Genomic DNA, 21,214 nt, shown 5'->3' on the forward strand with positions numbered 1-21,214 from the left:
CCACCCCCGACCCCTCAACCCCCCAATGATCCCGTAGCCCGGCGACATGGGGGCGGATGGGGCCCCGCGGAAGCTTGACAACCACCGGAGTCATACCGAGAATCGAGGTGCGGTTGGGAGGGCTGCCCCGGCGGTCCGCTGAGCTGATCAGCTCGCCCGGCCGCTTTTTTTTCGCCCACCCAGGGTCAGCGGCCCGCACCCTTCCCGGTGTCGGCGGATTCTCCCGTCCTGTGCCGCACGTAGCTCTCACAACCGAACGGAAGAGGCCTTCTTCAGGGTCGGCGGACGGCCTGCTCCAGCCCCTGTTGCGGGTGCAGGCGCGTCAGCGTCGTCATAATGCGCGGCAAATTGACGACACCATCGTCATTCTGTCGACTCACCCCATGCTCCCCTCACATGGTCGGCGACTCGGGCGGCCGGGGGAGGACTCGTCCGCGTTCCCGCGGGAACGTCCCCGGAAGGTCGAAATAAAATGGGGCCCCGCTCAACGCGGGGACCCCAATAACAGGGCCGGAGAGGCCCCAGCCAAAACTCATTGCTGCCAGCGATGTTATGGTCCTGCGTTCGGGCTTCGCAAGATCAGATGCTACCGTCCGCGCCGGTCAGGGGCCCGCACTCTCCCCGGTGTCGGCCGATCCCCCGGTCCTGTGCCGCACGTAGCTCTCGAGCACGCGGTTCATTCGCGTCTGGTAGCCCTTCCCCGGAGCCTTGAAATAGGCCAGCACGGAGCGTTTGACGCGCATGGTGATCTGGTCGGTGAGATCGGGCTCGACAAGCTCGGCTCGCTCCCAGAACCCTTCGTCCAGTTCCGGGATGTCGCTGAAGTCGATGCTCTCGTCCTTCACCGCCGCAATCTGCTCGGGCGTGAGCGGCTTATCGTAGCGTCCGCTCATGGTAGACTCTCCTTTCCTTCCTCGACGCGGGGCGGGCAGAGATCAGACGGATTCGCCCACGGCGCTCGGTGTGGGTGACCACGATCAGCGCTCCGGGCCCTACCCGGCCAATGCTGATGCGGCGGTCCTCGCCGTAGTCGCGGCGTCGGTCGAGCGATGTCGCGATGATCCCCTCGAAGATGCGCTTGGCGGTGTCGAACCCGATGCCGTGCTTGCGGATGTTCGCCTGATTCTTGGCCTCGTCCCACTCGAATTCCATCGACCTATCATACATATAATTTGTAGTTATAGCAACCGAACGGAGAGGCCCCGGCCGGTCGAGCGGGCCGGCGCTCGGGCGGCCGGGGGGAGGATCCGTCCGCGTTCCCGCGGGAACGTCCCGGGCGTTGGCGTAGCACGCGGAAACGTGAAGCTTCCGCCTCCGGCGCGGGGTCAGCGGCTGACGTCAGGCGTCGCTTGCGAGGTCGAGGAAGCCGGCTCCGACGGTGAGCGCGAGGGCGGCGAGGAAGTCGGGGAGAGGCGCCGGGTCCGCGCGCCGGTTGTAGGCCTCGTAGATGTCGGGCACCTGGTCGAGCGTTGGTGCCACTTCGACGAGTAGCCGGAGGTCGACGTTGCGCACGTAGCGCGCGCCGCCCGGCAGCCGCTCCGAGACGAGGTGGGGTTCGAGGGCGATCCGGTCTCCGGCCACGGCGGGGGCCGAGACGATCTCCAGCCCGGCGGCCGGGCGAAGGCGCACGGACGGGAGCGCGCGGATGGTCTCGTACGCCGCCCGCACCTCCTCGCTTCCGAGGAACGCCTCGGCCCGATCCTCCGCGAGCGAGCGCTCTCCGGGCTCCAGCATCCCGGACGCTCCAGACGCTCCGGGCGCGGCCACCGGTTCCCGGATCCCGCCCCCCGCCGCGCGCGCGGCGTCGAGCCGGGCCTCCCAGAAGGGGTGGTCGTTCGCGGCCGCGGCCTGCTCGAGGAAGGGGACGGACAGCGCCCGGTAGGTGCGGTACACCTCGCGTTCCCGGTCGTCGTACAACTCGCACGCGGGGCCGGCCATGGCGTCGTCCTCGAGCCCCGTGTGCGCCACGATCGCGGCGAGCCAGGCGGAGGCGAGCGCCTTCTTGACGCCGTACGAGGAGAGGGGGTCGATGAAGGAGCCGGCGTCGCCGACGAGGAGCAGGCCCGGCCGGCCATGCAGGGTCGCGCCGTAGAGCGACGCGGGGCATGCCCGCACGGGCCCTTGCAGCCGGCCGCCCTCGAGGCGCCGCCCGAGCCGCGCCGCCTTGGCCAGTTCGGCGCGCCACATGCCGTCGAGGCCCCGTTCGCGCGCCAGGTGCGTGCGGCGCGGGTCGACCATCGCCGTGACGCAGCGGGTACGCGGCGAGGTCGGCACCGACCAGGCCCACCCGTCGCGGTAGCTCTCGATCAGCGTACAGCCGGGGTCCGGTGGAGCGTGGCCGCGGTTCGGGGTCCAGCGGCCGACGAGCGCGAGCGTGGCGATCCCGCGTTCGCGCGTCCGGAGCCCGCGCCGGGCGAGCACCCCGGCCCGTCCGGAGGCGTCGAGCACCCAGCGCCCCCGGTAGCGCGCGCCCGAGGTGCCCACGCGCCAGCCATCCGGCTCGGCGGCCGTCGCCACCACCGGCCCCTCCGCCACCAGGCGCGCCCCCGCCTCGCGCGCCACCCCCTGGAAGGCGGCCTCCAGCGCCGCCCGCTCCGCATGGAAACCGCGCTCGGGCGCCCCGAACCGCTCGTCCCGCCGCGGCTCGCCGGCCCACCACACGGTGTTGCCCTCGTTCGGCACGAGGCCCGCCGCGTCCAGGGCGTCCAGCGCGCCCACGCGTTCGAGGAGCTTCCGCGCCGAGCCGGGGATGGATTCGGCGAGCCATTTCGCCGGCGGCGCAGGCCGCGTGATCAGCGCGACATCGTGCCCGCGCCGCGCCAGCGAAGCCGCGGCCGCGCAGCCCGCCGGCCCGCCGCCGACGATCAGGACATCAAAGAAGGTGTTTGTCAGGCGAGCTCAGTTCGCCCGCGGCCGCAGCGCGAACGCCCCCGCGCCGCCCGGCCCGTCCATGGCGAAGCAGTAGAAGCGCCCGTCGCCGCCCGTCCCGCGCAGGTCCTCGAGGCTGCAGCCCCGCGACCCGTGCGCCTCGTTCCACGAGGTCGGGTTCTGTCCGCCCCCGGTGCGGTCGTGGTGTCCGACCAGCGCGCTGCCCTCGCCGCCCGACGTCCAGTTGCTGCACGTCGTGTCGCCGTCCGCGCCCGAGGCCATGCCGTTCATCAGCGTCCCGGTGAGGATGTCGTGCTGGTTCGGCTGGTCGCCGCGCCCGTTCACCTCATCGCCGTTCTCCGTGAGGATCGTGGCCTTGGTCAGGTTCGGGCCGTTGCTGTGCAGGTGCTCGACGTCCCGGGCGATCATCGTGCCCGCGTGGTTGAACCACGGCCCGTCTCCGATCCGGTCGCGCGCGTTCACGCCGCCCGTGCCCGTCGTGCTGAGGTAGGCCCGCCACATGCGGTCGGGCAGCCCCGCCGCGTCGGCCAGCGTCGCGCAGTAGGCGTCCGCCCCCTCGAGACCGCCGAGATCCGCGCCGTCCCCCGGATTCGAACTGGTGATGAAGAAGCTGACGTTCTCGTCCTGTGCCGCCGCCCCGCTCGCGCCGAACGCGAACAGAAGGGCCATGCAACCGATCGTGCGTCTCATTTTCGACTCCCGTGCTTGGTGCTGCCTTAACGGCGGATGTATTTCCTCATCTGTCGGGGCCCGACCTCGGCCCCGTAGAGGTTGCCGTGCGCGTCGACCGCGATCCCCTCCGCCCCGCTCGTCCCGGACGCGTCCTGGTTGGGCTCCGGGTCCGGGATGAAGGTCGTCACCCAGCCGGTCGCCGCGTCGCCGATGTAGATGCCGCGGAGCCATCCCTTGTTGCGGCGCGCGTTCGACTCGGAGTCCGTCGAGTAGAGGACATCCTCCTCGTCGATGAACAGCCCGCTCGGCCGCCCGAACTGGTGCCACGTCTCGAGGTGGTTCCCCTCCTGGTCGAAGACCTGGACGCGGCTGTTGCCGCGGTCGCCGACGAAGAGGCGTCCCTGCGAGTCCATGGCGAGCGCGTGCGGGTCGCGGAACTCCCCGTTCGCCGTCCCCGCGCGTCCCCACTCCATGAGGAAGGTGCCGTCCGGCGCGAACTTCACGATGCGGTTGTTGCCGCCCGCGTCGTGCCCGTCCGCCACGAAGATGCTGCCGTCCGGCGCGATGAGGATGTCCGACGGCTTGTTGAAGTGATGCGGGCCGTCCCCCGCCACGCCCTTCTCGCCCAGCACCATCAGGACCTCGCCCTCGGGGCTGAACTTGTAGACGACGTGTCCCCAGCCATCCGGCACGGGCGCGTATCCCACCGCGTCGGCCACCCACACGCTGCCGTCCTCCTCGACGAACATCCCGTGCGGCCACGCGATGAGCCCCGAGCCGAAGCTCCGCACGACGTTCCCCTCGGTGTCGAAGAGCAGGATCGGGTCGACGTCGCTCTCGACGCACAGGTTCGCGCCGCAGCGCTCGCCCACCCAGATGTGCTCGCCGTCCGGGGCCGGGTAGACGGCGCTGGTCGCGCCCCACGAACGTCCGTCGGGAAGCTCCCCCCAGCCGTCCATGGCCCTGTACGGGTTCGGCGCCGTCAACTGCGCCGCGAGCGCGCCGGCGCCCAGGGCGGCCGCCGTGAGCGCGAGTACCGCGCCGAGTCCCATTCGCCTGAAGCTATGCATCCAGTCCTCCTGTCGGTGCAGTCTGTCGCATCCGTACCGGACGGGTGACGATGGACACGACCGGCGGGACCGGCAAGCGCGCCCGGACGTTCCCGCGGGAACGCGTGGGGCCTCGGCGCGCCGGTCAGGTCGGATCCCGTCCGTCCGTGGCACGAGCCGCTGCTCGCGCCGGTGCCTTCCCGCCGCCCGTCGCTCTGGCGGCCAGCTTGCCGAAGGGTCCGCTGATCGCCCACGCCGCCCCGACGACGATCACCGCCAGCGCCCCCCACCGCATGAGCGCCGCACCCAGCGCCCCGTCGAAGGCGGGCCACGTGAAGCGGTAGGCCAGCAGGTCCGAGCCCCGGTCCGTCATCCAGTGCCAGCCCGTGTGCGCCAGCAGCGCCGACCCGATGATCGTCCCCATCCGCTCCGCCACCACCTTGCGGAACAGCACTTCGACCACCGGCACGGCGACCGCGACCACGACGAGTTGCCCCAGTTCCACGCCCACGTTGAAGGCGAGCAGGGAGGCGAGCAGGTGTCCGCCCGCGAACTGCAGAGACTCGCTGAGCGCGAACGAAAAGCCGAACCCGTGTACGAGCCCGAACCCGAACGCGAGCAGCCAGCGCTTCCGGGGTCTCGCCCCGACGATGTTCTCGAGCGCCATGTAGACGATCGAGAGCGCGATGAGGGTCTCGATCAGCGGCGGGAACCAGAGCGCGCGCGGCGCGATGCCGAAGGCGGAGGCGATGAGCGTGATCGAGTGCGCGATCGTGAAGGACGTGATGACCGGGACCAGACCCCACAGCGTCCGCAGCGGGATGACGAGACAGAGGAGGAAGAGGAGGTGGTCGATCCCGTCCAGGATGTGCGTGAAGCCGAGCGACACGAAGCGCAGCGCGGCCTGGTGCCAGCGGGGGTCGAGCCGCACGAGGCCCGGGTCGCCGACGTACTGGAAGGCGCGCTCCGGGCGGTCCGGCGGCCGCAGGCGCAGCACCGTGACCGTGCGCAGGCCGAGGTGCGCGAAGCCGGGGTCGATGGAGAAGCGGGATTCGTCGGACTCGATGTCGTATTCCAGCAGCACGTCGAGCAGCGCCTGGCGCCACGGAAGCTGCAGCCCGGGGTCGAGCGGCGGGTCGTCGAAGTGCGCCAGCGCCGTCTCGTAGCTGGCGAAGGACCGGTCCGAGGGGAGGGAGACGCGGGTCGCCACGATGCGGGGCGCGGCCAGGCGCCGGTCCTCCTCGTAGAACGTCACGTAGTCGGCGAGCCAGAGTTGCGCGGCATCGCGGAGGAAGGGGTCCGCCGCCTCCAGTTCCAGGTACCCGAGTCCGTACGTGGGGAACTCGATGTCCCGCATCGCCTCGAGGGGCGCCCGCACGAGGAAGCGCAGGCGGGAACCCTCCGGCACGACGAACGCCTGCACCGTGACGTCCGCCGGAATCTCGTGCGGCAAGGCGCCGCCCGCCTCGCCCGCCCGATCCGGCGCCGCCCGCGCCGCCCCGGCCAGACTCGTCAGCCCGTAAAGCGCGAGCACGCACCCCATCAGGGGCGCCGTGCGCCGGCTTGGATGCCGTGTGTGGCCTCGCTTCATCCGCGATCCCCGAACTTCCTCGAGCGTTCCCGGTCCGCCCGCACGATGGCGCGGCCGGCGCGCGCCGTCGACCCCGGCCGATCTCTGGACGAACGCGAACGGCATCGGTAGCGTGAATCACTACACTATTCGCAAGGAGAGACGGCCATGAATGGAAAGCGGCGAACCCTCATCTTCGGCGTGGTTGCGGGCATCGCCCTCGCGCTGGCGTGCGGCCAGGCGGCCATGGACGACGGGGCCCAGGCCAGCGAGGGACAGGGCGTCGAGGCGCCGATGTTCGAGGTCGATCCGTTCTGGCCGAAACCGCTGCCGGACCACTGGGTGCTCGGCTCGGCGATCGGCGTGGGCGTCGACTCGCGCGACCACGTCTTCATCGTGCACCGGGGCAACCTCACCGAGCGCACCGAGGGCGGGGCCGACGCCGACCCGCCGATCGGCGACTGCTGCCGCGCCGCGCCCCCCGTGCTCGAGTTCGATCCCGAAGGGAACCTCGTCAACGCCTGGGGCGGCCCCTCCGAGGATTACGTGTGGCCGGGCTCGAACCACGGGATCACCGTCGACCACATGGACAACCTGTGGATCGGCGGCAACGGGCCGAACGACACGCACATCCTGAAGTTCTCGCGCGACGGCGAGTTCCTCGCCTCCTACGGCGAGCCGGAGGCGGGGCCCGCGGCCGACAGCCACAGCGAGACGCGCTTCAACCGGGTGGCGAAGCTCGCGTTCGACGCCTCGGCCAACGAGGCCTACCTCGCGGACGGCTACGGCGGCCGCCGCGTCGCGGTGCTCGACGCCTCGACCGGCGCCTTCAAGCGCTACTGGGGCGCCTACGGCAACGCGCCCGACGACACGCCCACGCCGCCCTACGACCCGGACGCGCCGCTCATCCAGCAGTTCCGCACGCCCGTGCACTGCGCCGAGCCCTCGCTCGACGGCCTCGTCTACGTGTGCGACCGTCCCAACGACCGCATCCAGGTCTTCCAGACGGACGGGACGTACGTCGATGAGGTGCGGATCGCGCCGCGCACGCTGGGCGACGGGTCGACGTGGGACGTCGCCTTCTCGCGCGACGCGGACCAGAAGTACATGTACGTCGCCGACGGCAAGAACATGCGGGTCTACATCATGGACCGCGCCTCGCTCGAGATCCTGACCAGCTTCGGCGACGGCGGCCGTCAGCCGGGCCAGTTCTTCGCCGTCCACAGCATCGCGACGGACTCGAACGGCAACATCTACACGACGGAGACCTACGAGGGGAAGCGCGTCCAGAAGTTCGTGTACATGGGCTTGGGCCCGGTGCCGGCCGAGCACCAGGGACCGCCCTGGCCGCGCGGCGACCAGTAGACGGAAGGACCGGCCCGAAAGGACCGGCACGGAAGGACCGACGAGGAGGTATGGCCATGAACGGCAAGCGGCGAGTCGTCATTGGTGGCGTGGTTTCCGGCGCGGTCATCGCGCTCGCCTGCGGGCAGGCCGCGATGGACGACGCGGACTCGACCGCGGGCTCGGCCGACCCGGGCTCGGGCGGCGCGGGGCAGGGCGTCGAGGCGCCGATGTTCGAGGTCGACCCCTTCTGGCCCAGGCCCCTGCCGGAACACTGGCTCCTCGGTTCCACGGTCGGGGTCGGCGTGGACTCGCGCGACTACGTGTTCATCATCCATCGCCGCGCCTCCATCAACCCCGGCACGGAACTGGGACTCGACGCGGATCCGCCGACCAGCGAGTGCTGCCGGGCGGCGCCGGAAGTGCTCGTGTTCGACCCCGAGGGCAACCTCGTGAACTCGTTCGGAGGCCCCTCCGACGACTACGTGTGGCCCGAGTCGAACCACGGGATCACGGTCGACCACATGGACAACGTGTGGATCGGCGGCAACGGGGCGAGCGACTCGCACATCCTCAAGTTCTCGCGCGACGGCGAGTTCCTCGCTTCCTACGGGCAGCCGCAGGTGGGGATGGAGCCCGACAGCCACAGCGAGACGCGCTTCAACCGGGTGGCGGAGGTCGGCTTCGACGCGGAGGCGAACGAAGCCTACGTCGCGGACGGCTACGGCGGCCGCCGCGTCGCCGTGCTGGACGCGTCGACCGGCGCCTTCAAGCGCTACTGGGGCGCCTACGGCAACGCGCCCGACGACACCCCGCCGCCCCTCTACGACCCGGACGCGCCCCCCTCGCAGCAGTTCCGGACTCCGGTGCACTGCGCGCAGCCCTCGCTGGACGGTCTGATCTACGTCTGCGACCGCGCGAGCGACCGCATCCAGGTCTTCCAGCGGGACGGGACGTTCGTCGACGAGGCGATGATCGCGCCGCGCACGCTGGGCGCCGGCTCGACCTGGGACCTCGCCTTCTCGCGCGATCCGGAGCAGCGGTACATGTACGTCGCCGACGGGTCGAACCACCGCGTGTACGTCATGGACCGCGCCTCGCTCGAGGTGTTGACGATGTTCGGCGACGGCGGCCGCCAGCCGGGACAGTTCATCGGCGTCCACAGCGTGGCGACCGACTCGAGGGGCAACGTCTACACGACCGAGACGTACGACGGAAAGCGCATCCAGAAGTTCGTGTACATGGGCATGGGCCGCGTACCCCCCGAACAGGGCCCCCTCTGGCCCGGCCGCTAGTTCGACTGCGCGTTCAGCCGTTCTCCGCTTCGTGTTTGACTCTTTGGAGAATTGCTTGATCAACCACGGAACGAACCGTCGGAGAGACCCCTCTCAGCCGGATCGCGTTCATGAATCGTAGCGCGCCGATCCGCACGAAGAGCTTGCCGAGGAACTCGTCGGCAAAGCTGCTGGAAACGATGGATACGCCATCGAAGTCCACGTTGATCGGGTGGGTCGGGTACATGGCCATGAGCTTCTCGATCTTCGTGCGGGTCGATCTCCCCGAGAACCTCGACCCCACCGAGCCGGCCTCTTTCCTGACGACGAAGTTGAGAACGTCGTCGGTCGCGTCTTCGTAGCGAAGCTCGACGTAGTCAGCCGAGTCAAGCCGCTCCGGATTCTCGAGAGCGCGCCACAATGCCTCGGGCTCCGAGTAGTCCAGCCGGACGACCACGAGTGTGCCGGTGACGGGGATACTTTCGTCGCGGGCGCCGGCATCTGAACCGATACTGGCGTAGCCGGAGTGGATCTCGAAGTGGCCCGCGCCCACGCTGGAGGCCTGGTGGGTGCCGAACAGACCATGCCCCATTCCCTCGGCGGTGCTGGTGACTCCGCGCTCGATCGAACGTTCAAGAGCTTCAACGTCGGATAGCTTGGGCATCGTCGTTCTCATCGCGCGTGGGATTCCCCGTCCCCCATCGGCGACGACGAACTCCAGTTGCTGTCTCGCCGGATACTGACTCAACTGAACAAGTCCGCCCTGGGAACAATCAGCATGCCGAAGCACGTTGTCCACGACCTCGAACACCGTCCAGTCGAAAGCAGCCAGGTCCCGCTTCGTCAGTTCGGCCGAGGAAGAAAGCACCGCGTCATTGATTTGAGATACGATCTCCTCCTGCTCATCCGGGGACGTAAACCGCCGCGCCGGAAGAACATCGGTGGGTTGCCACGTCGATCTCTCGAATTTCCCTGGAGTTGCCAGGTGCGCCCAGTTGGCGTTGGTAAACAGGCGTCTCAGCTTACCCTCGGCGGGACGAATCAAAGTGAAGTCTACATCCAGTTCGTCCCGCAGCCGTGCGCATGTGGCCAGGACCGCGAGCATCGGGCCGGGGAACGCGAGCTTGGCCTCAGAGAAATCCAGCTTAACGTCCGTAAATCCCTTGACGTGCGTAGCTTGGTGCATTGCCGCGAGGACAACCCGGAACGAACCGAGGACGAGGTCGCCCGCGATCCGAACGTGACCCCCTTCGCGCTCAACATGGAGACTGCCGGGATTCATCGTACTCGTCTCGTGGAACGGGTGCGCTTTGGCCCGCCAATGCTACCGTTGGCAGACATGTCCAACAAGCTTGATCAGGAGACCTGCAGGCGGGCGTAGAGGTAGCGGCCGTTGAACCCCATCGCCGAGAAGGAGCGGTAGGGGAAGATCCCTCCGAACGCGTCCACCCGCGCCGGGAAGGCGTCGAAGAGGTTCTCGCCGCCGACCGTGAGCCGCCACCCTCCCGCCACGTCGACGTGGACGCGCGCATCGAAGGCGACCTTCGGCTGGAGGAGCCGGATCCTGTGGGGGTGCTCGCCGACGCCGAGCGCGCGCAGTTCCTCCTGCGCCCCGTAGACGTTCGCCCCGAGGCCGACCTCGAACGCCCCGCTCGTGAAGCTAGTTTCGAACCTGCCGCGCCAGTCCGGCCGCCCCTCCTCGAGGAAATGGACGTCGAACCCGTCGTAGATCCGGAACGATTCGTCCCGCAGCGCCTCGTTTTCATGCACGCAGACCGCGATGTCGTCCTCCGGGCAGCGCCCGCGCACCTGCCCCCAGCCCACCGAGGCCCCGAGTTCGAGGCGTGAGGCGTCCCCGAGCCGCCGCCCCCACGTGAGCGCCGCGTCGACGCCGTACGAGCGCAGGTCGATCGCGTTGGCGAAGAAACGGACCGATTCCGCGGCGAAGTCCGCCAGCAGGTGATCGACCAGGCCGCTGGCGCCTTCCGCGAGCGGGTTGGAGAGGAGGATGGCGTCGTCGACCTCCGTCGCGTAGCCGTCGATCGTGAAACGCAGGCCATCGGCGGGCGCGAGCGCGAACCCCGCGCTGACGGAGCGCGACTTCTCCCCCCGGAGGGGCGACGCGCCGACCGCCCCGGCTTCCGGAGCGTCCACCGGGAACGTGCCCGCCTCGAACCCGGCGATCGCGCCCGGCTCGTCCGGGTCCTCGCGGCGTCCCGCCGTGACGTGTCCGTAGCGGGACTGGCTCAGCGCGGGCGGCCGGAATCCCGTGGAGGCGCTCGCCCGGAAGGCGGCGGCCCCGGAGAGGGCCAGGCGCAGCCCGAGCTTCCCGGTCAGCGCGCCGCCGACATCGCTGAAGCGCTCGTAGCGTCCGGTCGCGGAGAGCAGGAGCGGCCGCAGGAGCGGCGCGTCGACCTGGCCGTGGAGGCTGTAGCTCGACCGGTACCAGATCCCGGTCTCCTCGGGCCGGAAGCCGGTGAAGCGCTGGGAGCCCGCCGCCGCGATGCCGCCGCTCTGGGTCGGGTGGAAGCCGTCCACCCTCGACGCGGGTTCCCCCGCCAGGATGCGGTAGCCGTCGAGGCGGAACGTGGCCCCGAGGGCGACGCGTAGCGGCCCCGCGCCGAGTCCCGTCTCGATCCGGCGCCCGATGTCCGCGTTCGCGAGCAACTGGTGGGTCTCGAGCGCGCCCGTGGAGAACCGGGTCCGGTTCGGAATCCCCGGGTCGTCCGCGGTCCCCGGGATCCCGTCCGCGCCGGGGGCGCACGCCGTGTCGAGACAGGGCCCGAGCGACGGGTTGAGCGTGTCGAACAGGTCGTGGTCGACCCGGTTCGAGCCGTACTGGGTGCTCAGGTCCCAGCTCCACCCGCGCCCCGCGTCCGCCTCGGAGCCGATCTCGGACCCAGCCTCGGGGCGGCGCCGGAAGCCGGTGACGAGCGACACGTCGCGGGTGTCGGCGTCGAACTGCGGCAGGAAGCCGAGTGGATGGATCCCCGGCCAGTTACGGTCGTCCATCGAGCGCACGAAGAAGCCCGCGTGCCGGTCCCGGCGCCGACTGTAGCCTCCGAAGGCGTAGAACTCGGCCCCGCCGGGGCGCTCGCCCGCCGCCGCGAGGGGGAGTTCGAAGTTGGCGAACAACATGAAGTTCGAGGACTCGCCATCGCCCCACAGGTGGTTCGGCTGCGCCACCTCGTTGTGCTTGAGGATGACGAGACCGCGGTCCACGAAGTCCGCGTCCCCGGGGAGGACCTGGTCGCGGCCGTCGGCCCCCGCGCGGTTCGTCGGCTCCCGCTGGCTGAACGCGCCCGTGAGGTTCAGGACGCCGCCGCGTCCGACCCCCAGCCCCCAGTGCCCCGAGAAGTCGTAACGCAGCCCGTCGTCATCCCATTCGTCCGGAAAGTGGTGGCCGACGGAGGCGATGAACTCGGGCGCCGAGACCGCGTTCCGGAGACGCAGGTCGATGACCCCCGCGATCGCGTCGGCGCCGTGCCGCGTCGGGCCCCCGCCGCGCGCGACCTCCACCCGGTCGATCGCCTGCAGCGGAAAGGCGTTCATGTCCACGCCGCTCGCGCCTGGAAAGGCGCCGGCGCCCCGCGTGTGCACGACCGCGGTGGCGTGGCGGCGCTTCCCGTTCACGAGGACGAGCGTGTGGTCCGCCGACAGCCCGCGCAGTTGGAAGGGCCGCACGCCCGACGTAAGGTCCGCGACCTGCCGGCGCGGGAAGTAGGCCGACGGCAGAAGTTCGTTCAGGACGGAGGCGAGTTCCGCCTGTCCGGCCTCGAGAATCTCCGCCCCCGAGAAGACCTCGACGGTGTCGGCGCCGCCGCGCTCCGCCTGTCCGGTCTGCGCCGCGGCGGCCCGGGGCGCGGCGGCGGCGTACGCCACGGCGCCGGCAAGGAGCAGCGTCCCGAGCGCGAACCGCGCGCCGTTCAAAGACGCGTTCTGCTAGCGGTCTCGCGTCGTAATGGCGATCGCGCCGACGAAGCCGTCTCCGCCGTAGCGAGCGGACGCCTCGGTACGCGACAGGATCTCGATCCGGCGGATCTCATCGATCGACAGGTCGCGGATCGCCCCGATCGCGTCGGGTTCCCGCCGCTCGTTGATCATCACCTGGACCGACTGAATCGTGCCGGCGCGGGCGCTCGACGACGTCGCCGCCATGAGGAAGATCACCTCCCCCCTCCCGCTCAGGCGGTCGAACCGCAGCAGCTGGTGCCGCCGCAGCAGGTCGTACACGCTCATTTCGGGCAGGTCGAGGAGATCGTCGGCGCGGATGATCTCGGAGCTGAACGCCCGCCCGGAGCCCCCGCTGCCCCCTCCGGAAAGCGACCCGACCTCCTCCCTCACCTCGGGCTCGCCGGTGAGCGAGATGAAGAGGTCCTGCTGGGCGAGCGGCGCCGCCGTCGCGTACGGGACGGCCTCGCCGCGCCGGTCCCCGAGCAGGGCCCGCAGCGAGACCTCCATCTCCTTCGGCAGACCGCACAGGATGTAGAGGCCTTCGAGGTTGGTCTGGACTTCGATGCGCTGCCTGGCGTCGTCCTGCACCCAACTGGCGGCGACGGTCGCGCCGGGAACGGGGATTTGCGCCTCGGGATCCGTCAGGTAGCCCACGACGGCGGCTTGCGTCGCTTCGTCGCCCCCCGGACAGAAATCGACGAACGACTGGGCCGCCGCCGAATTCGCGATGACCAGAAAGATGATCAGAAACAGGACAGGCCCCGGAAGGCGCTGGAGCAGGTGCCGCATGTCGATCTCTCTCCTCTCCGATGGTTCTCTCGGCCGCAGGACGCCCGTAGAATACTCCCCGTCCGATTCGCGTTTAGTCGGGGGCCCGGTCTGAAAGCCGACCGCCCCGATCTCTACTGACCCCGCAACATACCGTGGGTGCCGCCCCGCGCGTCACGGAGGGACCTCTGAACAATATCGACCGACGAGACTTCGTGCGCCGCGCCGGACGCTGGGCCGGGACCGCCGCGCTCGCGCCCTCGCTCGCGGGTCTCGCGGCGCGCGCCCGGCCGGCGGCCGCGTCCACGCGCGGGACGGCTCGCGGATCCGCCGCATATGGACCCCTGCGCCCTGCGGGTCCGGAACTCGCGCTCCCCGAAGGGTTCTCCTACGCCCTCCTCAGCGTGGAGGGCCGCCCGATGTCCGATGGCCGGCCCACGCCCCGCGCGCACGACGGCATGGGGCTCTTTCCGGTGAGCGACGACGTCGTCCGCCTGGTCCGAAACCATGAGGATCAGGACCCGCCCGGCCTCGCGGTCCCGCTCGTGTCCCCCGAACTGGCGTACGATCCCCTCGCGGGCGGCGGCACGACAACGCTGGAGGTCCGGATCGAGGCGGATGGGCGTGCGGTCCTCGTGCGCGACTTCGTGAGCGCGGGGGGGACGATGATCAACTGCGCCGGGGGGACGACGCCGTGGCGCAGTTGGCTGACGTGCGAGGAGACGACCTTCGGACAGGGGCGCGGCTGGACCGTGCCGCACGGGTACGTGTTCGAGGTCCCCGCCGATGCGGACGAGCCGGTCCGGGCCGAGCCGCTGCGGGACATGGGACGGTTCACGCACGAGGCCATCGCGGTGGACCCCGCGACGGGGTTCGTCTACGAGACGGAGGACTACAACCGCCGCTCCGGCTTCTATCGCTTTCGGCCGCATACGCCCGGCGTCCTCCGGGACGGGGGCGCGCTGGAAATGCTCGCCGTGCGGGGGGAGCCGCAGGTGGATCTCCGCACCGGCCAGCGGCCGGGCGAGTGGCGCGGGGTCGAATGGGTGCCGATCGAGAACCCCGACCCGCCCGAGGCCGAGCGCAACGCGACCACGGTGTGGATGGAGGGGTTCGAGGCGGGCGGGGCCCGGTTCTCCCGGCTCGAGGGCTGCTGGTACGCGGACCGGAGCATCTACTTCCATGCGACGAACGGTGGCGACACCCAACTGGGCCAGGTGTGGCGGTACGTGCCGGACGAGGAGGCGCTCGCCCTCGTCTTCGAGTCGCCCTCGGAGGAGGTGCTCTCCGGCCCGGACAACATCACGGTGAGTCCCCGCGGCGGCATCCTCATCTGCGAGGACAACTCGGGCGAGACGCACCTCCACGGGTTGTCGCCCGAGGGGGAGATCTTTCCCTTCGCCCGGAATATCCTGAACGCGCGCGAGTTCGCGGGCGCGTGCTTCAGTCCCGATGGACGGACGTTGTTCATCAACCTCCAGGGCGACACGATCTCGATGGGCCCCGGGAATCTCGGCTACACGTTCGCCATCTGGGGGCCCTGGGAGCGGGGGCCGCTCTGAGCCGGCGCGGGGCGGCGCTGGGCGTGGCGCTCGCCGGCGCGCTCTCCGCTCAGGCCTGCGTGTGGTCCGTCCCCCTCGCGACGACGCCGTCCGCCGGCCCGACGACGCCCGCCGACCCGTCGAGCTACGCCGTCGGCTGGACGCAGACCGGCATCGCCTCGTGGTACGGGGAGCCGTTTCACGGCCGGACCACGGCGTCCGGCAACACCTACGACATGGATGCGATCTCCGCCGCCCACCAGACGATCCCGTTCGGGACCCGGATCCGCGTGGACAACCTCGACAACGGGCGCTCCATCGACCTCGACGTGACCGACCGCGGCCCCTTCGTGGCCGGCCGCATCCTGGACCTGTCCCGGGGGGCGGCGAGGGAGCTCGAGATGATCGGGCCCGGTACGGCCCGCGTGCGGATCACCGTCATCGGGACGGCTACCCCGGTCACCGCGCGCGGCGGCTGCGTCGTCGTCCAGGTCGCCTCCTTTCGCGAGCGCGGGAACGCCGAGGCGAAGCGGGACGAACTCGTGCGGGCGGGGTTCGAAGCCTCGATCGAGCCGTACGAAAACATGTACCGCGTCGTGGCCGGCCCCTTCGCGGATGAGCCGGCGGCCGGCCGCGCCCGCGAAACGCTGGGCGGGTTCCTGCGCCGCTGCTGACCGTGACCTCGCCCCCACTTCAGTCGTGCTAGACCGGAATAGCGAAGGTCGGGTGCCTCGGGTAGCTTTCGACACCCCCTGACTGCTTGCCGTCCGCGTGGCGGCACGGCCCCCCGGGGTCCAGGAACCCGGACGGGCCGAAAGCAGCGGTCTCCTGGTGGAGGATGTATGCTTCGCAGAACTCACGCGCTCGCCGCGCTTGCCGCTCTCGCGGTCTTCTCGGGTCCCGCCGCAGCCGCGCTGGAAGGGCAGGCCGGCCGGTATTTCGGCCGGAACAAGGTCGTCTACGAGTCCTTCGACTTCGAGGTGCTCAAGACGCAGCACTTCGACATCTACTACTACGAGGAGAGCGCCGTCGGCGCGCAGATGGTCGGCCGCCTGGCCGAGCGCTGGTACGCCCGCCTCTCCCGGGTGCTCAATCACGAGTTCCGCCAGCGCCAGCCGATCATCCTCTACGCCGACCACCCGGATTTCGAGCAGACGAACACCTCCGGACAGTTCATCGACGAAGGCACGCAGGGCTTCACGGAGATCCTGAAGCGGCGGCTCGTCATGCCGATGATGGTGTCGCTCCACGAGACCGATCACCTGCTCGGCCACGAACTCGTGCACGCCTTCCAGTTCGACATGACGGGGCAGGGGACCGGAGGCCCGGGACTGGACGTTCCCGGCGCGATCCGGCTCCCGCTGTGGTTCATCGAAGGGATGGCCGAGTACCTCTCGATCGGGCCCATCGACCCGTTCACGACGATGTGGATGCGGGACGCCCTGGACCTGGAAGACGGGTTCCCGACGATCCCGGAACTCGCCGACCGGCGGTACTTCCCGTACCGCTACGGCCACGCGTTCTGGTCCTACATCGGCGGCGCGTTCGGGGACGACCGGATCGGCCGGATCCTCAACCTCGCCGCGCGCACGGGGAATGCGCTGGCGGCGATCGAAGCCGTCCTCGAGGTGCCGATCGGAGAGCTTTCGGACCGCTGGAAGAGCGAACTCGAGACCTACTTCGCGGACGCGCGCCAGGAGACCCGCTCCCCCGACGACTACGGGCGCCGCGTCGTCTACGAGCCGCCCGATGAGGGCAAGCTCCACCTGGGCCCGGCTCTGAGTCCCAACGGCCTCGACATGGTCTACGTCTCGCAGAGCGACCTCTTCTCGATCGAGATGTTCGGGGCCGACGCGCGCACCGGAGAGGTGAAGCGCCGCCTCACGAACAACGCGGTCGACCCGCACTTCGAGAGCCTCCAGTTCATCCACTCGGCCGGGGACTGGCACCCGAACGGCCGGCTCTTCGCGGTCGCCGGCATCAAGACGGGCAACCCGTTGCTCACGATCATGGAGGCGGAAAGCGGGAACATCGTCCATGAGATCCCGGTCGAGGGGTTTCAGCTGGGCGCGATCTTCACGCCGAGCTGGTCGCCGGACGGGTCGCACATCGCCTTCAGCGGCCACTCCGCCGGGTTCACCGACCTGTACGTGATCAACGTCGAGACCGGGCAGCTGAGGCGGCTCACGGAGGACCCGTACGCCGATCTCCAGCCCGCCTGGTCGCCCGACGGCCGGTCGGTGGCGTTCGCGACGGACCGCTTCACCACCGACCTGGAGTTGCTCGTCCCGGGGACGTACCGGGTCGCGCTGCTGGATCTGGAAAGCGGTGAGATCGAGCCGCTGCCGGGCTTCGACGACCAGTTCCGGAACTACAATCCGCAGTGGTCCCCGGACGGCGAAAGCCTGTACTTCGTGTCGGACCACGACGGGATCGCCAACCTCTACCGGCTCGACCTCGAGACGCGGGAGCGGTACCTGGTCACCGACCTGTGGACCGGCGTGAGCGGACTCACGGCCATCAGCCCGGCCGTGTCCGTGGCCCGCGGTACGGGCGATGTCGCGTTCAGCGTGAACAAGGGCGGGCCGTTCAGCTACGAGATCTACGTGATCGACGATCCGGAGGTCCTGGCCGGAGTGCCGGCGCCCGAAATGCTCGTGGGCGTCGACGCCTCGATCATCCCGCCGCGCGAACGGCTGTCGACCGCGCACGCGGAGCTGCTCGACAACGCCCGGCTCGGCCTCGCCGACCCGATTACCTTCGAGGACGCCGAGTTCCGGTCCCCGCTGTCCCTCGACTTCATCTCGCAGCCCACGATCGCCTTCGGGGCGAGCGACTTCGGCGTCTTCTTCGCGGGCGGCGCGGCGCTGTTCTTCTCGGATCTGCTCGGCAACCGCACGCTCCAGACCATCCTCCAGGTCAACACCAGCTTCGGGGATCTGCTTCAGGGCACGGCGGCCCTCGCGGGTTACGAGAACCGGTCGAGCCGCTGGAACTGGGCCTTCATCGGGGGGCAGGTGCCGTTCGTCACGCGCCAGCTCGGGCTCCAGCGGGTGACGGTCGGGGGCAGGCCCGTGAACGTCATTCGGGACTTCCGCTGGTTCGAGATCAACCGGGAGCTGACCGGGATCGTCGCCTATCCGTTCAACCGGAACTCGCGCGTCGAGTTCTCCGCCTCGGCCCGCCAGATCGACTTCTCCGGCGAGATCGAGGAGATCGCCTTCGACTTCTTCACGGGTCAGCCTCTGGTCAACGAGGTCACGGACCTGCAGGACTGCGAGGGAGACGTGCTGTCGTTCAGCGCCGGGCCCTGCGCCTTCGCGTCGCTGTACACGGCGAGCGCAAGCGCGGCCCTCGTATACGACAGTTCGATCTTCGGCGGCACGAGCCCGATCGCCGGACAGCGCTACCGGCTGGAGGTGGAGCCGGCCGTCGGAACGCTGAATTTCCTGACGGTGACGGGCGACGTCCGCCGATACGTCCGCGCCGGGCCGTTCACGGTGGCCGGACGGGCGCTTCACTTCGGCCGTTGGGGAGGCGGTTCGGAGGACCCGCGGCTGGGCCGGCTCTATCTCGGGGTGCCATCCCTCGTTCGCGGGTACGACAACCGGTCCATCGACGTCGCCGAGTGCACCGTCGCGAGCGGCCAGGCCGGGTTCTTCAGTTGTCCTCTCATCGGGAACCTCATCGGCAACCGCGTGGCGGTGGGCAACGTGGAACTGCGGCTTCCTCTCCTGGGCGGAATCGGCGTGGTCCGGGCCCCGGGGGTACCGCCGGTCGAGGTCGGCCTCTTCTACGACATGGGCAAGGCGTGGTCGGGCGAGACGCCCCTGAACTGCCCGGAAGGAAACTGCGCGTTCGAGGACCGGACCTGGGTGTCGAGCGCCGGCTTCCTGACGAGGGTCAACGTCTTCGGCCTCATGATCGCGGAAATCAATTTCGTTCGGCCCTTCGATCGCCCCGACAAGGGCTGGATCTGGCAGTTCAACCTGACGCCCGGCTTCTGACGGATTCGTGGGCCTGATCCGGAGCTGGCTCGTCAACGCGGCGGCGCTGTACGCGACCGCATGGCTCCTCGCCGGGGTCCGGGTCGACAGCCCGCAGGCGCTCATCGGCGGGGCGCTCGCGATCGGTCTCATCAACGCGACCGTCCGGCCGGTTCTGCGTCTCGTGACCTTCCCGATCACGGTCCTGACGCTGGGGCTGTTCTACTTCGTCCTCAACGGCCTGATGTTCTACCTGGCCGCGTCACTGATCCCGGGGTTCGAACTCGCCGGTCTCGTCACGGCCATCGGCGGCGCGCTCGTCATGTCGATCGTCGCGACCGTGCTGCACGTCTTCCTCAAGCCGCGCAAGAAGAAGTAGCCGACGACGGCGCTCCGGGCAGCGTGTGAGAAATCCGGGCTAGGCGTAATACGGATTGCTGCCGGCGGCGTGGTCGGTCACGTCCTGCACGTCGACGATCTCCGGGGCCGCGTCCCGGATCATCTGCTTGATCCCCTGCGTGAGCGTCACGGAGGCCATGCCGCAGCCCTGGCAGCCGCCCCCCATCGTCACGTAGACGACGTTGTCGCGGATGTCGACGAGGCGCACGGTCCCGCCATGCGACGCCACCCCGGGGTTGATCTGCTCGTCGATGACGCGGCGCACGCGGTCGACGAGCGGCCCGCCCAGCGGCGCGGAGCCGAGCGGCTGGATGTTGGGGTTATTGAAATGAAAGCCCGAGCCCTGGAGCGACTCCACCCAGTCGATGCGGGTTCCGGAAAGGATGTCCACGCTCTTCGAATCGACGACGACCTCGAAGCCGGGGGTGTCGAACGACTGGTCCTCGGCTTCCCGCTCGAAGGGTTCGATGAGCGCCATCTCGTACTCCGGCGCGATGGGGCTCGCGTTTTGAACGCTGACCCGTACCGCGAGGCCTTCCGCGGGGTCCTCGCTGATGAACGATCGGATCCGCTCGCTGGCGGCGTCCGTGAATGTCAAAAGATCCTTGTCGGACACGTTCTCTCTCTCTCTCTCTCTCCTTGGCGGTCTTGGCGGCGACTGCCGCCCTCAGGTCGCCCCCGCGGCCACGGCCGCCCTCAGGTCGCTCGCCGTATAGAGGACCATGGTCCGCAGACCCGCCCCCTCCAGCGTGGCTTTCCCCCCCTCCTCGCGGTCCACGAGGCCGAGTACCCCGAGCACCTCGCCGCGGGCCCGATTCACCGCCTCGACGGCCTGGAAGGCGGACCCGCCGGTCGTGATCACGTCCTCCACGACGACGACCCGCGCGCCGGGCTCGAAGCAGCCCTCGATCAACTGTCCCTTGCCGTGTCGCTTGGCGCGCTTGCGGACCGAGAACGCGTGGATCGGGTCCCCCGCGCGCCAACTGGCGGCGGCGATGGCGTAGGCCAGCGGGTCCGCGCCCATCGTGAGGCCGCCGACCGCATCCGGCCGCAGTCCGGCGTCCCGGATGGTCGCGAGGCCGACCTCGCCCATCAGCACCTGGCCGTGCGCGTGCATGGTCGAGGTCCGGCAGTCGATGTAATAGTCGCTCCGGGCGCCGGAGGCGAGCACGAAATCCCCGAGCCGGAACGAGCGCTCGGCGAGCAGGTTCAGAAGTCTCGTATGGGCGGAACTCAGCGGAACCTCCTGGTGTCGTGTGCCGAACTAGCTGACCTGGCGAAGCGCCTGGCCGGATTCGACTTCGCAGCGGGCACAGAGCCCGTACAGCTTCAGTTGACGGTTCAGTACGTGGAAACCGAACTGCCCGGCGACCTCCGTCTGGAGCCGGTTGAGTTCATCGCGCTCGAACTGGACCACGTCGCCGCACGCCGTGCAGATGAGGTGGTCCTGGTGCGCCCCGCCGATCTTCGCCTCGTACCGCTTGAAGCCCTCGTCGAAGTCGTGCTCCGTGGCGAGGCCGACGCGCACGAGGAGGCCGAGGGTCCGGTAGACCGTCGCCTTGCCCGCGCGTTCGCCGTCCTCCCGGAGGCGTTCCACGATCTCGTCCGCCGAAAGGCGCTGCCCGGACTCGAACAGGGCGCGGGAGATCGCTTCCCGCTGATGTGTGACGGGCAGATGATGCTCCTGCAGCGCGGCCCGGAAGAGGCCGAGCATCACGGCGGCGCAGCCGAGAGGCGGTCGGGGGGTGAGGGTGTCCGTAGTCATGGT

Annotated in this window: 18 protein-coding genes; 6 read left to right on the plus strand and 12 right to left on the minus strand. The window is 69.8% G+C overall.

The features are described 5' to 3' along the window. Positions 1 to 602 precede the first annotated feature (602 nt). The 6 genes from RN743_RS13790 to RN743_RS13815 form a co-directional block, all read right to left on the minus strand. The gene (locus RN743_RS13790) at positions 603 to 893 is read right to left on the minus strand and encodes a BrnA antitoxin family protein (RefSeq protein WP_310780679.1); all 291 of its coding nucleotides are present in this window, start codon (positions 891 to 893) and stop codon (positions 603 to 605) included. After that, positions 874 to 1,152, minus strand: a complete 279-nt coding sequence (locus RN743_RS13795; protein ID WP_310780681.1) for a BrnT family toxin — start codon at positions 1,150 to 1,152, stop codon at positions 874 to 876. The genes RN743_RS13790 and RN743_RS13795 overlap by 20 nt, the downstream gene beginning before the upstream one ends. Positions 1,153 to 1,338: 186 nt before the next feature. Next, entirely contained in the window at positions 1,339 to 2,892 is a 1,554-nt protein-coding gene (locus RN743_RS13800; protein WP_310780740.1) for an FAD-dependent oxidoreductase, read from the minus strand. 6 nt (positions 2,893 to 2,898) lie between these two features. Beyond that, on the minus strand, positions 2,899 to 3,579 hold the full coding sequence (locus tag RN743_RS13805; RefSeq protein ID WP_310780683.1) for a hypothetical protein: 681 nt from the start codon (positions 3,577 to 3,579) through the stop codon (positions 2,899 to 2,901). A 26-nt stretch (positions 3,580 to 3,605) separates the two neighbouring features. Beyond that, positions 3,606 to 4,631, minus strand: a complete 1,026-nt coding sequence (locus RN743_RS13810; RefSeq protein ID WP_310780685.1) for a peptidyl-alpha-hydroxyglycine alpha-amidating lyase family protein — start codon at positions 4,629 to 4,631, stop codon at positions 3,606 to 3,608. A gap of 124 nt (positions 4,632 to 4,755) precedes the next feature. Further along, positions 4,756 to 6,201 carry a HupE/UreJ family protein gene (locus tag RN743_RS13815; RefSeq protein WP_310780687.1) on the minus strand — a complete coding sequence of 482 codons (1,446 nt, stop codon included), beginning with the start codon at positions 6,199 to 6,201 and terminating at the stop codon, positions 4,756 to 4,758. Between the two features lie 147 nt (positions 6,202 to 6,348). On the opposite strand from RN743_RS13815, the gene RN743_RS13820 reads away from it, so the two are divergent. Both RN743_RS13820 and RN743_RS13825 read left to right on the plus strand, forming a co-directional pair. Further along, the gene (locus tag RN743_RS13820; RefSeq protein ID WP_310780689.1) at positions 6,349 to 7,545 is read left to right on the plus strand and encodes a hypothetical protein; all 1,197 of its coding nucleotides are present in this window, start codon (positions 6,349 to 6,351) and stop codon (positions 7,543 to 7,545) included. 56 nt (positions 7,546 to 7,601) lie between these two features. Further along, the gene (locus tag RN743_RS13825; protein ID WP_310780691.1) at positions 7,602 to 8,819 is read left to right on the plus strand and encodes a hypothetical protein; all 1,218 of its coding nucleotides are present in this window, start codon (positions 7,602 to 7,604) and stop codon (positions 8,817 to 8,819) included. A 13-nt stretch (positions 8,820 to 8,832) separates the two neighbouring features. On the opposite strand, the gene RN743_RS13830 is transcribed toward RN743_RS13825, so the two are convergent. The 3 genes from RN743_RS13830 to RN743_RS13840 all read right to left on the minus strand — a co-directional run bounded on the left by RN743_RS13830 (position 8,833) and on the right by RN743_RS13840 (position 13,541). Then, positions 8,833 to 10,080, minus strand: coding sequence for a DUF4325 domain-containing protein (locus RN743_RS13830; protein WP_310780693.1), 1,248 nt, complete (start codon positions 10,078 to 10,080; stop codon positions 8,833 to 8,835). A gap of 74 nt (positions 10,081 to 10,154) precedes the next feature. Beyond that, positions 10,155 to 12,728, minus strand: a complete 2,574-nt coding sequence (locus RN743_RS13835; protein ID WP_310780695.1) for a TonB-dependent receptor — start codon at positions 12,726 to 12,728, stop codon at positions 10,155 to 10,157. Positions 12,729 to 12,740: 12 nt separating this feature from the next. After that, on the minus strand, positions 12,741 to 13,541 hold the full coding sequence (locus RN743_RS13840; RefSeq protein WP_310780697.1) for a TonB-dependent receptor plug domain-containing protein: 801 nt from the start codon (positions 13,539 to 13,541) through the stop codon (positions 12,741 to 12,743). Positions 13,542 to 13,735: 194 nt separating this feature from the next. Between RN743_RS13840 and RN743_RS13845 the strand changes: the two genes are divergently transcribed. The 4 genes from RN743_RS13845 to RN743_RS13860 all read left to right on the plus strand — a co-directional run bounded on the left by RN743_RS13845 (position 13,736) and on the right by RN743_RS13860 (position 19,426). After that, on the plus strand, positions 13,736 to 15,082 hold the full coding sequence (locus RN743_RS13845; RefSeq protein ID WP_310780699.1) for an alkaline phosphatase PhoX: 1,347 nt from the start codon (positions 13,736 to 13,738) through the stop codon (positions 15,080 to 15,082). 23 nt (positions 15,083 to 15,105) lie between these two features. Next, on the plus strand, positions 15,106 to 15,735 hold the full coding sequence (locus tag RN743_RS13850) for a septal ring lytic transglycosylase RlpA family protein (RefSeq protein ID WP_310780700.1): 630 nt from the start codon (positions 15,106 to 15,108) through the stop codon (positions 15,733 to 15,735). Positions 15,736 to 15,903: 168 nt separating this feature from the next. Then, a complete protein-coding gene (locus RN743_RS13855) occupies positions 15,904 to 19,068 on the plus strand; it encodes a BamA/TamA family outer membrane protein (protein ID WP_310780701.1) in 3,165 nt (1,054 codons plus the stop codon). A 7-nt stretch (positions 19,069 to 19,075) separates the two neighbouring features. Continuing rightward, entirely contained in the window at positions 19,076 to 19,426 is a 351-nt protein-coding gene (locus RN743_RS13860) for a phage holin family protein (RefSeq protein ID WP_310780703.1), read from the plus strand. A gap of 39 nt (positions 19,427 to 19,465) precedes the next feature. Here the strand turns inward: RN743_RS13860 and RN743_RS13865 are convergent, their stop codons facing one another. From RN743_RS13865 to RN743_RS13875, 3 genes are read right to left on the minus strand one after another with little or no spacing between them, the layout of a single operon-like run. Then, entirely contained in the window at positions 19,466 to 20,062 is a 597-nt protein-coding gene (locus RN743_RS13865) for an iron-sulfur cluster assembly accessory protein (protein ID WP_310780704.1), read from the minus strand. Between the two features lie 51 nt (positions 20,063 to 20,113). Beyond that, complete coding sequence (gene pyrE, locus RN743_RS13870; protein ID WP_310780741.1) at positions 20,114 to 20,683, minus strand: orotate phosphoribosyltransferase; 570 nt, start codon at positions 20,681 to 20,683, stop codon at positions 20,114 to 20,116. 27 nt (positions 20,684 to 20,710) lie between these two features. Beyond that, the gene (locus RN743_RS13875) at positions 20,711 to 21,211 is read right to left on the minus strand and encodes a Fur family transcriptional regulator (RefSeq protein WP_310780705.1); all 501 of its coding nucleotides are present in this window, start codon (positions 21,209 to 21,211) and stop codon (positions 20,711 to 20,713) included. Positions 21,212 to 21,214: the final 3 nt, after the last annotated feature.

This window comes from Candidatus Palauibacter scopulicola, from assembly GCF_947581915.1.
Classification (GTDB): domain Bacteria; phylum Gemmatimonadota; class Gemmatimonadetes; order Palauibacterales; family Palauibacteraceae; genus Palauibacter; species Palauibacter scopulicola.